Source organism: Pedobacter sp. PACM 27299, from assembly GCF_001412655.1.
Classification (GTDB): domain Bacteria; phylum Bacteroidota; class Bacteroidia; order Sphingobacteriales; family Sphingobacteriaceae; genus Pedobacter.
Genome location: NZ_CP012996.1, coordinates 2,079,795 through 2,091,568, shown reverse-complemented (window position 1 = coordinate 2,091,568; position 11,774 = coordinate 2,079,795). Strand labels below are relative to the sequence as shown.

The window sequence follows — 11,774 nt, the reverse complement described above, 5'->3', positions numbered from 1 at the left end:
ATCTGGTCACTGGCATTAAAAACATTTAAAAGGTAATCAACCTCAGCCCTCTCTGAATAGGCAAAACGCCTAAAATAGTAATCCTTGAAACATGATACAGTGTGCTTTTCAAGTAACCGGAACGACTCCCCAGCACCTTAAATCGCTGATAAAGCATTTGTAAAAAAGAAGAGGCAAGCACATGTGCACAAACACTGTTTTGACGATCAATATACTCGGGTCTCATCACATCCAGAATGAGCACAATGCGCCGTTCATTTGAATGATTCCAGGCGGTATGCGTTTGTGCATCACAGAAAGGCAAGGCCTTCCCTTCTTCCCAGGGCCGAATCTCCTTCCCTACTTGAAACCCGCAATTCGGTAAGCCTTCTGGTATCGAAATCCCTACATGGCATCGGTAAATGGCGTCTGTATCTCCCTGATGAGGATTAATATTCGAGCCCGCTTCAAGTACACTTAACGAGAAGGAAGTCAGTCCGGGAATTGTTTTTAGGATAGCTACAGTCTGCGGGCATCTCTTACAATTTTTATGCATGGCAAACTTCCAGAAATAAAGTCCCATAGTTTTCCATTGCTGGGGTGGAAAAGACATCTCTTTATTGATAAAATAAGGCTGCAGTCGCTGGGGTTTTACTTCCATCAAGGCGAGCAGTTCATTCCGCATGATTTCCCAGTTGCTCTCCAGCACCGCTACCCAAGGCAATTGCTGAGCATCATAGAAAGCAGGCTCATTGCCATTGTATCGGCCTCCGGAAACATTATACCAGGGTTTTTTATAATTTAACGACGCTTGTTTCATAGTGATTGCAGTTTAAGATGTGGATGAAGATGCATGGACTGTCGGATGAGCTGAACCAATTCTGAAGCGTTTTGATGTACCAGCTGGTGATTTCCTTCCACAAAAGAAATTACAAAATCGCTCTTCGTAAGATTGATCCATTCCTTCATTCGTTCGGGCTCGACCAAAGGATCTGCTGTTCCACAGATCACCCTCAATGGAATAAAAAGCGTTCTATTGGCCGGCACATAAGTTTCGAGCAATTCGATATCGGCCTTCAATGCGGCATGGTTTTCACGCAGCGCGAATAGACGGTCTTCAGCTGACTGATGTGTTTCGAATCTGGAAACCACAGCCTCAATAAATTCGTTGGTATCCATCAAATGAATCTTTCCATCCGATGGCCGGAGCGGAGCATTACAGCCAGAGATGATGATTCCGGATGGCAGCTTTCTACCGGCATCCTGCAGCGCAATAGCAAACTCATAAGCCATCAAAGCGCCGAGACTATGTCCGAATAAGTAATAAGGTTCATTTTGCTCAGGAAAAACGCTCAGCAGTTCTTTAATAAAGACCGTCATTTCTGTAAATGGACTTTCTTCCGACCGCTCTTCCCTACCAGGACTTTGTATGCCGATCAGTTCCAGTTCCCCCTTCAGCAAAGGACTCCAGGAAGCAAATGCCGAAGCTCCGGAACCTGCAAATGGAAAACAATAAAGGCGCTGTCCAGTGCTTGAATTCTGGTTGAGCGGCACAAACCATTGATCTTCCAGAATAGGTGCTTCTTCGACAGCCATTAATAGTTCTGCCTGCAGCACACTAACCTCAAGATTGTCAAGCGGTTTGTATAACAATTCAAACAAATGCTCCCGAAGCAAACGAATGGTAGGATAGTTGTAAGTCAGTGTTGAGGGGAGTTTAAGCTGGAAATAGTTTTCTAATTTCGCTACGTAGGATATCGCCATCAGCGAATCCAGTCCCATGAAATTGAAACGCTGATCTGCATCAATCGAATCTGTTGACTCAATCAGTGTCACCGTTCTCAATTCTGCCCTTATAATTTGTTCAATCAGGACCATAGCTTCTTCCGGGGAGCTTTCTTTTAATCTGGCGTGTATTTTCCGCTCCTCAGTTTTGCGGTTTATTTCAGGAAGAAGGGGCACATTTGCAAATAGTGAAGGTTGCAGACAAAAATCGATAAACGGTCTAAAATTATTCCATTTTACATCAGCGATCAGTCGAACGTTTTCGGAGGTAGATAGTGCTTCGTCCATGGCTTTTAGCGCAGTCTCCGGAGCCATCAGCGCAAATCCTAATTTTTCCAGCAGCGTCTTTTCTGCCGACTGTGAGCTCATCCCCACTTCCGCCCAAGGCCCCCAGTCTATACTTAAACTTGGTAAGCCAAGCTGGCCGCGGTAAATGCTGAGCGCATCCATAAATTGGTTGGCAGCAGTGTAGTGGCTGAGATCTACTGAGCCCCAAACTGCCGACACAGAAGAAAACAGCAGGAAACAGTCTAAATCTCGGTTAGTAGTATTTTTATGCAGTTCCCATGAAGCAGCTCCTTTGATCTTTAAGGTATTAAAGAAACGCTGTTGATCCAGGTCTAATATTTTCGAAAACCAGTTTAACCCGGCAGCATGCAGCACACCACGCACGGGTACTTTATCCCTATCCAGACGGTCAAAAAGGGCGCTGAGTGCCTCCGGCGAAGAGACATCAAGACTGAGTACTTCCAGGGCTACGCCTTTATCTTCAAGCTTCATCAATTGCTGAACAATAGCAAAACATGCCTCATCAGACTTGATTTCAGCCCATTCCGATCGATCAGGCAATCTCCTCCTGCTCAATAAAATAAGCTTTCGTGCCCCTTTGCTGCATGCCCATTCTGCACATTTTAAACCGAGTCCGCCGAGTCCGCCTGTAATGATGAACACACCATCTCCTCTAAAGGATTTCGGTTTTGCCGCGTCAAGTGGAGCGCTGACCAGCTGCTGAATATATGGTCTACCCGACCGTATCACTACCGCTCTTTCAAATTCAGGTGTCAATATCTTTTTAATCAGATCGGCCGTCCGCGAATTTAATTCATCCGATTCAGAAAGATCAATAAGGCCGCCACGCAGTTCTGGATGTTCCAGAAACAAGGTCTTGGCGAAACCCCAGGTAAAAGCTGAAGCCATATTTATTGAGGAAGATTGATCGGCTGCGACTAAATGGGCATCATGGCTAACTACCCAAAGGGAGGTCAGCATGGCCGTGCTATGAATGGCCTGTGTGAGTGGAATGAGCTGTTCTAATCCCCGGTTATTCCTGGAAAACAGCTGTTCTTTATCTACAGGATCCAAGAATAAAATCTTCCATTCTACTGCATCAGCCCGTGATTCACGGTCCTTTATTCTCGCCAAAGCCGAATGCCATTCTTCCTTACCGGCTTGATCGGGCAATACTACTGTTGGTTTAATTTTTCGGCCCTCGCCTGATCCGGTAGCCATCCAGAAAGTAGGATATTTTGCTTCCTGTAGGGCTGAAATGATGGATTCAAGCATTTCGGTTCTTTCTCCAACTACAATCCAGTTGCCTGGTTGATGCCCAGTTTCCAGCGTAGGTAATTCGGATAGAGGTCCTGCTTCATTCCATAGCAATTTATATTGTAAACCGCTGGTGGGTACAGCGAAAGATTTTTTGTCGGCAGATCCTGAAGCATGACTTGCAAACTTACTAAGGTCCATCCCTGCCAGCCAATAAGGCTGATGCATAAATAACTGCCCGGGAACGAGTTCAGGCCTGAACGCTCCAGCCAATAGCTGCTCCCAATTGATGGGAAAACCAGCAGCATATAACTTGCCTATCGAATCCAGAAAATAGAAACTTTCTGTACGATCACCCTTTTTGAAGGTTAAAGACCGCAGCAGCATCGACTTCGTGCTTCCGGTACATTCCCGCAGCGCAGCCAGCGTGCTTGCTCCTGGACCAATTTCTATAAAGTGCAGCTCATTTTCGACAGCCAGCTGATCTACAGCCTTGGCAAATTGCACCGTAAAACGCAGGTGATTCACCCAATAATCTGCATCTGGAGCTTCGGTCATCAGCTCTCCAGTAAGGGAGGAAATCCATCTTTTCCTTGGTGGATGAAATGAAAAAGCAGATAGCTCTTTGCGAAACTCCTCCAGCATTGGATCCAGAATCGCACTATGAAAAGCTTGTTCTGCTTTCAGGAAATAGGTTTCAATTCCTCTTGATTTGCAGATCTCTAACAATCTATTTACTTCTTCCGGGTGACCGGAAATTACGGTTTTCACAGGACTATTGATTGCGGCAATCGACGCCAATGCAGGGTTGATCAGCGACTGCACCTCTTCATGGTTCATAAACAGCGTTGCCATAAAGCCTTTTTCAGGAACAGATTTCACCAGTTCACCTCTGAGGCGTAAGATTTTCATCCCCTCTTCAGGCTCAAAACAACCCGCCAGACAGGCTGCTGCGTATTCGCCTAAGCTATGTCCCAGCAAGACTTGCGGAGAAATCCCGCATTCCATCCACAAAATACCCAGGCTGTATTGCAGCGCAAAATGAATGGGCTGCATAATTTCATCTCTCCAATGGGAAGTTTCTGTTCTTTTAAAAGCAAGTTCAGTTAAAGCAGGCTGCCCTGGCACATCAATAGCTGCTGCACAGCGATCGAAAGCCTCCTTAAATGCGGGACACTGGCTGTACAACTCATTCCCCATCCGAAGAAAATGCTCTCCCTGTCCGGTAAATAAAAAGCAAATACCTGCGGGTTCATCCCTTGCAATGACCGGTGATAAATCCAACCAGGATGCCAGTTTATCTCTAAGATTTTTCAAGGAATAGGCGAGAAAATAAGTTTTATAACTCAGCGCTGAGCGCCCAACTGCATACGTGTAACAGAGATCGCTCCATGAAATTTCCGGATCGGTAGCGAGCCAGTCCTGCAGGTAACTGATCTGCGCCCGCAGTGCTTCCGCTGAATGCCCCGACACGACAAAAGGCAGTTGAAAAAAGCCTGTTTTACCCAGACCTTTACGATTTGTACGATGCTCCGCTTGCTCTGGTTCCTGAAGGATTACATTTGCGAGTGCACCACCAAAACCAAAGGAATTGATCGCGGCACGCCGGGCCTGTCCTGGGGACTCCCAATTGCTTAGCGATGTGCTAATATTTAAACGGGAATGGGAAATATTTATCTGAGGATTAAGTGTTTTCAGGTGAATTTGCGGAGGTATCTGCTTTTTATCCAGCATCAGTATGGTCTTCATCACACTGGCAATTCCAGCGGCAGCCTCCAGATGTCCGACATTGGCTTTAACCGATCCCACATGACAGGCGTTACCTGCTGATTCGCCAAATATAGCGCGCAGCTGTTCCATTTCTACAGGGTCCCCAGCACGTGTTCCAGTACCATGTGCTTCAATATAGGAGATATCAGCGCCCTTCAATCCGGCGGCCTCCAAACTATTCTGCAATAATTTATGCTGAGCCGATCCATTTGGGAAAGTCATACCGGCACTGGTACCATCTTGTCCGAGCGTCGTTGAATCCACAATTGCCCAGATCTTATCTCCATCGGCAATTGCCGCAGACTCCAGTTTAAGCATCACCATCCCGCATCCTTCTGAGCGTACGTAACCATTCGCCTCTGCATCAAAGGCTTTACAGCGTCCGTCTGCCGACAGCATTCCAAATTGAGATAAAGTGATAGAGGGTCCAGGTGATAAGATTGCATTCACCCCAGCCACCATACTCTGGGTACAATCACCGTTTAAAATAGCTTTTACACCAAGATGAAAAGCAGTAAGTGAAGAAGAACAGGCCGTATCTACCGCCATACTTGGCCCTTTAAGGTCATAAAAATAAGAAAGCCGGTTTGCGGCGATACTATTGGCATTCCCCAGACCGGAGTACGCATTAAAGCTCTCCATTCCAGGCATTAATTTGATCTTCATATACAGGTAATCATTTGTAGAAATCCCTACAAAAACACCGGTAGCACTTCCCGCAATCGCTTCTTTTTTTATTCCAACCTGCTCCAGCAGTCGCCAGGAAGTTTCCATTAAAAGGCGCTGCTGAGGATCAATTTCGGAGGCTTCAAATGAAGATACACCGAATAATGCAGGATCAAAATCGGCGATATGGTCTAAAAACCCTGCCCATTTGGTACTCACTTTACCCGGTACAGAAGCGTTCTGATCGTAAAACAATTCATTGTCCCAGCGTTCAGGCGGCACTTCCGTTATGGCATCTCCCCCCGAAGCCAGCAGCTCCCAGAATTGCTCCGGGCTATCTGCTCCACCAGGGAAACGGCAAGCCATCCCCACCACAACCACCCTGTCTTTAGAGCCCTCCAAAGGTGTATTATTATCGACAGCTACTTTAGGGAATACCGCCAATGCTTTCAGTTTACCGGAGCTGAACAGCTGTTCGCACTGCAGCCGGGAAATTTTATGATTGGCAGTTTTAGGCATCAGGCCCTGGGCTAAAAAGATGACTTTTCCGGCGATGACACCAAAGTCTTCCGAGAGACTGCGCTGGATTTGCATGAAAAGTTCTTTCATTTCCTGTTCAGAAAGGTGTCGCTGAACTTCCTGAAACACCCATAGCTGCTCGGATTCGTCTCTAATATGTGATACACATGCGGTTCGATCGTGGGCGCGAATGAGAGAATCTTCTCTTCTTATACTTGCTTCCAGATCTTCAGCACTATAATTTACACCCCTGATCACCACTACTTCCTTTTTCCGGCCAGTGATGTAAAGATTTTTACCTATGATCATTCCAAGATCACCGGTGCGAACGCCTCCATCTTCCAGGCGCTGATCAGTGGAAGCAGCTAAATAAGCGGCCGGCACGGGAGCACCAGAAATCCAGATTTCTCCTTCCGTCCCCTCTTCCAGCACTGCTGCCGAAAAAGAATCTTTGATCCGGATCTCGCATCCTTGCTCCAGTGTATAGGGAATGAGCTGTCGAATGTCCTTTTCTCCAACTTTCCTGACTAGAATATCAGCCTCCAGCTGTTCCAGATTGAGCGATCCTCCAGCAGCAAGCAAGGTTGCTTCGGCCAATCCGAAAACAGGCCTGAAAGTGCTTTTTGAGAATCCGACAGCGGCAAATTTCTCAGCGAAATCATTTAATATTTTATAGCTGACCGTTTCCGAACCTACATAAGCCTGCTCCCAGCAAGAAAGATCCCATTCCGGATTTATAGTGATTCGACGGCTGCACAATTCAAAAGCAAATGTAGGTGCGGCAGCGGCTGTTGCGCGATATTTATGCAGTACATCGAGCCACAGCTCTGGTCTGGCGAGAAAAGCCGGAGCAGGAAAAAACACACCAAATCCGGATTCATATAAGACCGTAAACAAATGCCCTACCAAGCCCATATCATGATGAAAAGGAATCCATCCGGCTACCCTTGGTTTTGTTTTTCTGTTAAAAACTTCATGCATCATCGCCATTTGTGCGATGACATGCTGATGCTTCAGCAATACCCCTGAAGGTGTCGCTGTTGAACCTGAACTAAACTGAATGTAAGCCAGGTCGTCAGGTTTTATTTCAGGTAAATCTACCGCTGCACTGAGCGGGTTTTTCAAGGATTCAATCGTCCAGACTTTCAACGCTTCGAGCTCATTATCGAGTAGAAAGCTCTTCATCAGTACAGCCTCCTTTTCGGATACAATGATTGCCTTTAAAACCCCTTGCTTCAGGATATTCAATACTCTCCCAAGGCCTTGCTGATCGTGTCTGCTCCTCAATGGGGGAAGTGTAGCGGGAATAAATCCGGCCAGTACACAGCCGAAAAAGCTCAGTACAAAATCTGCCTGATCTTCTACCATAATCAGTACTGGCAATTGCTTTCTTGATTCGAGACGAAGGTTCCTTGCTGCAGTAACGCAGCTATTTTTTAAACTTTCAAAAGTAAAGCTGGCCTTTTCCTCTCCTGAATCATCAAGAAAGGTAAGTACCAGCTCGTCTTTTTGTTCTGCCGTATACTGATCAATCAGATCGGCGATCGTATTACATGCTAACATCAATAATGTGGATTAGGTAATTCCTAGGTATATTTATTCAACTGGAAAGTGCCGGATATTCCAGGAAGGCCTCCTCCATTGTCACCGGAATCATTTCCATCATTTCCATTAGGAGCAAAAGTCTGAGCACTGCCCACAGGCCAGATTTCATTCTTCCCACCAGCTCCGGCTTTACCTCCTTTTCCACTCGCACCTGGTTTCCCGGCATCACCACCAGCAACACTTACAATGACCCGGTTAATGTCTTTTGAATTTTTGTAATTGATGATGACCAGCCCACCGGCGCCGCCGCTTCCTCCTTTACCTCCCTTGCCGCTGGGAGCGCCATCTCCTCCATATCCACCAGTTGCTGGCGGACATTTGCCAGTCGCAATGCATTTCTTATCATACTTAGCATAATCATCTGCTGAAGTATTCCCTGCATTTCCTCCAGCTGCCCCTATACCGCCATCACCTCCTATTCCACCTCTTCCACCGGCGCCACCCTGGCTTAGGATGTACATATCAGTTTCATTCGGAAAAATAAAAGTATCTACACGCATGGTAAATTGATAGGGAGCATGGCCATCCCCTCCTATCCCACCATCAGTAGGTTTTCCATCTCCTGTTACCGCAGCGGAAGCACCTGCTGTGCCATTGGTTGCGGCCGTACAACCAAATATTATGCTATAAGAACCATCTGAACCATTTTGCCCGGTACCGGCCTGTTTACTATTTTCTCCGTCCTTCCCTTTTTTGCCAATACCTCCGATGGCTCCATCTGTACTTTGTACAAGGATGGTGCTCAGCTGACTTGAGTTTTCCATAAAATTATCTTTAAAAAATAAAAGCGTTACCAGGTTTTCCTTTTTTAAAACCTATCTAACGCTATCTTTTGTTAATATTAATTACTGGCGGCTTTGAAGCAGTTCCAGGTTTTCCTGTTGAACCTCCGCCTCTGGTTCCAGTGCCCTTGCCAGGATCTCCAGGATCCCCGCCGTCACCCCCGCCACAGCCAACCTGCGTTACAGTGAAAGTTGCACCACCATCTGCATAAAAAATGGTAATGAGCCCAGTTACCCCTCCGTTACCACCCTCACCACCGTTGCCACCTTTTCCGCCAACCCCTTGATCTCCAGTTTTAGCCGCAGTGCAGCCCGAAGGACAAGTTCCCGGATCTCCGCCAGCTCCACCATCACCACCTGTGCCGCCTTTGCTTCCTTTTTGTCCGTCGCCAGCTCCATAATGAATAATAATCTCTCCTCTGCATAACCCAAGATTCTGGGTAATAATTGCCGCTGGACGACCATCCTGTGCTTTTGGTGCAGTATCAGGCGTCTTTCCGTCTCCACCCTGACCACCGTTTTTAGGTGCGGTATCACAAACACTCTGAGTACTGCCGCTATCCCAATGATTCTTGCCTTCATCTCCCTTTTTACCTTTATCTCCTACTCCACCTTGTCCGGTTTGAGCGGCCGGTGATTCCCAGGGTTTTGCTGCAAAATTCCAGGTAGGCTTAACCTCATTTTCTATTTTCATAATACATTGGATTATAACTGGGTGAATATTTGACAATTGAAAGTGCAGTCTACCGCTACGATGATCGATCCTCCGGGATGGACCGTCACAGTCCCATAGTTAAAAACTGTACCGCTGTTTCCTGTAAGTTCAACCGTTTGCCCGGTTTGTACTTCAAGATCTTCTGCAACAAAGGCCGCTACTTTACCTGGAAACATCACTGCATTGATCAGGGTCTCATATTCCCTTACTCTTTCCGGATCGAGCATCACAAAAGCTATTGCTGCTTTTTCGATCATATGCTTCAATTCAGGACTAACAATTGGCTTCATGCCATTCGGCTGACTATCCAGCAGGGCTTTATGCGATTCGCTTAATGACTCTGGGTAATGAATCTCATCGGCTTCACGGTATCCCGTTTTTGGATGAATATCTTCATATCCAGCCACTTTCCTCAGCTCCGCTATGGAGCCAATTGGAACAAAATAAGGAGGCACATTAGAGTGTTCTGGCTCTGAGGACAAAATGAGTTTTTGGGGCTGAGCACCTTCCTGAATACGGTAAGTACATTCGTCGGGGCCCAGGCCGAGAAGGGCATTAATTTTAGCAAAGGCTGCCCTTTGCTCAGGACTAAGCGTACTGAGGTTTGCTTTTAGATTCATAACAATTGAGTGATTATAGTGAGCATTATTTTGATGATAGCGAAAACATATTAAAGTTAGAAACAATTAATTCGTAATTCCAATAATATTTTTATAAATATTCCAAAAAGAGCTATACAAGCACCTCAATCGCATTTTTTAATTCTCTGTCAGTTTAATTAGCGAGATTCAGAAAGGCAATTGTAATTAAAATGATACTATTTTCTAAGCCACAACTTATAAACAAAACACATAAAATCAACATATTACGATAAAAATAAACCTACAAAAACAGGAGTTCTACTTACTTATTTTTCGTGAAAAAATTCTGTAATTGTTATAATTCATAAAAATATAATATCAAAAATTTAGAAAAAAAGGTTCATTTAAAGAGCGTATTAGTGTTTTCAAATACTTTTAACAAAAAAATAATATTAATTATTAAAATAATTTAAATAATATCAATAACTTTAAATTAATCACTCTATAAAATATATTCTTATGGCGCTCTCCTCTGAATTAAATAGTTCCTACAGGCCAAGCTCTGCACTTGTTACTGAAAAGTACACTCCTCTTCTCGAAATCAAGCTTGAAAAATCTGACACAAAACTCATTCAGGAGATCGTCCAAAACCGGATAAAAGTTTTCGCCGATATGGACGTAAAAGTAGACCGACTAACTTATCTCGCTATCGAATCGCTTGAGCACTACGCCGAGTTAGAAGTTGGAAAAAATCCACCAATGGTGGTCGTTTCCAGCAATCGTTCGGGCTGGATAAAAAACGGATATGACAAGGCTAATCGTATTTTGGAATCAATATTTCCTTCCGAACCAAGTTTCAAAACAGTAACAGATCCCAGGGTATTTAAAGAGGGTCCGGTTCCTTTTTACCTTCCAATAAGGATGACTCCAGAAGAGGCAAGCACAAGAAATGTTTACCTTTTTGTAGCTAATGATGAGTATTATACCTATTACAAGGCATTTAAAGACACCAATATTACTGTGATTGGCTGGAGAACTGAGGGTACATTACGACTCACAGGTTTTGGTGGGAGCCGTTATGCAGCGCTAGAATTTTTCAAGCTTCTTCTCAGTAAATATAAAGTATGCAGCAGCATTTGGATGTTAGACGACAATGTCTCGTACATTCGCAATTTTCCAGGTCTGGCAGCAGTAGAAGGCCAATTGGGAACGCTATTTGGCTTAGGTTTTAACGGAGGAACACAGGTTATAGCCGAAAGTAAGTTTATAGAAATGGCTAAGTTACCAGCCCCTACGCCAGTCGCGGCTAATTTACATTCTGAAGCCCCAATCCTCCAGCAAGCGGTATTATGGAATGTTGCACAATTTCTTAAAGCCGATCTTTCTTTCAGTCCATATTTTATTACTTCAGCTGAAGACACTAGTCTAACCAAATTTCTAGGGCTTAAAAATTGCAAGTACTACAGTGGCTGCAAAATTCTCAAAGGCGAAACATACCCTGACCAAAGTATAGGAGTAGAAGTGCTTCAGGAAACTAAAAACATACTGCTTAACTGCTGTTACCAGTCAAAATATGATGTCCCCTTCAGTTGTGCTGTTGTTCCCCAAGCCAAAACACTCTCCACTGTAATTACTGAGGCACGCGATGCAGCGACCTCTCCGCCAAAGATAGTCAACGTTGCAGATGAAGAAAATCTCCAGCAAACCTATTCCAAAGCAGTCGAGCAAATACTATCTATGGCATTGGCAAAAAATATCGCATTACCTGAAAGGCTATTCAAACCTCCAGGACTGTGGATCGCTTCGAAACTAATGCCTAAATCATAA

General features: G+C 45.0%; 6 protein-coding genes. 1 reads left to right on the top strand and 5 read right to left on the bottom strand.

Translation table 11 applies throughout. From position 1 onward, the window contains the following. Nucleotides 1-25: 25 nt before the first annotated feature. The 5 genes from AQ505_RS08700 to AQ505_RS08680 form a co-directional block, all read right to left on the bottom strand. Nucleotides 26-799, bottom strand: a complete 774-nt coding sequence (locus AQ505_RS08700) for an aspartyl/asparaginyl beta-hydroxylase domain-containing protein (RefSeq protein WP_062547817.1) — start codon at nucleotides 797-799, stop codon at nucleotides 26-28. Beyond that, nucleotides 796-7,827 carry a type I polyketide synthase gene (locus tag AQ505_RS08695; RefSeq protein ID WP_062547816.1) on the bottom strand — a complete coding sequence of 2,344 codons (7,032 nt, stop codon included), beginning with the start codon at nucleotides 7,825-7,827 and terminating at the stop codon, nucleotides 796-798. The genes AQ505_RS08700 and AQ505_RS08695 overlap by 4 nt, the downstream gene beginning before the upstream one ends. 23 nt (nucleotides 7,828-7,850) lie before the next feature. Further along, nucleotides 7,851-8,633, bottom strand: a complete 783-nt coding sequence (locus AQ505_RS27160) for a hypothetical protein (protein ID WP_062547815.1) — start codon at nucleotides 8,631-8,633, stop codon at nucleotides 7,851-7,853. 61 nt (nucleotides 8,634-8,694) lie between these two features. Beyond that, nucleotides 8,695-9,345 carry a hypothetical protein gene (locus AQ505_RS08685; RefSeq protein WP_062547814.1) on the bottom strand — a complete coding sequence of 217 codons (651 nt, stop codon included), beginning with the start codon at nucleotides 9,343-9,345 and terminating at the stop codon, nucleotides 8,695-8,697. An 11-nt stretch (nucleotides 9,346-9,356) separates the two neighbouring features. After that, nucleotides 9,357-9,986, bottom strand: a complete 630-nt coding sequence (locus tag AQ505_RS08680) for a hypothetical protein (RefSeq protein WP_062547813.1) — start codon at nucleotides 9,984-9,986, stop codon at nucleotides 9,357-9,359. A 480-nt stretch (nucleotides 9,987-10,466) separates the two neighbouring features. Here AQ505_RS08680 and AQ505_RS08675 point away from each other — a divergent pair, with 480 nt between their 5' ends. After that, entirely contained in the window at nucleotides 10,467-11,774 is a 1,308-nt protein-coding gene (locus AQ505_RS08675) for a hypothetical protein (RefSeq protein ID WP_062547812.1), read from the top strand.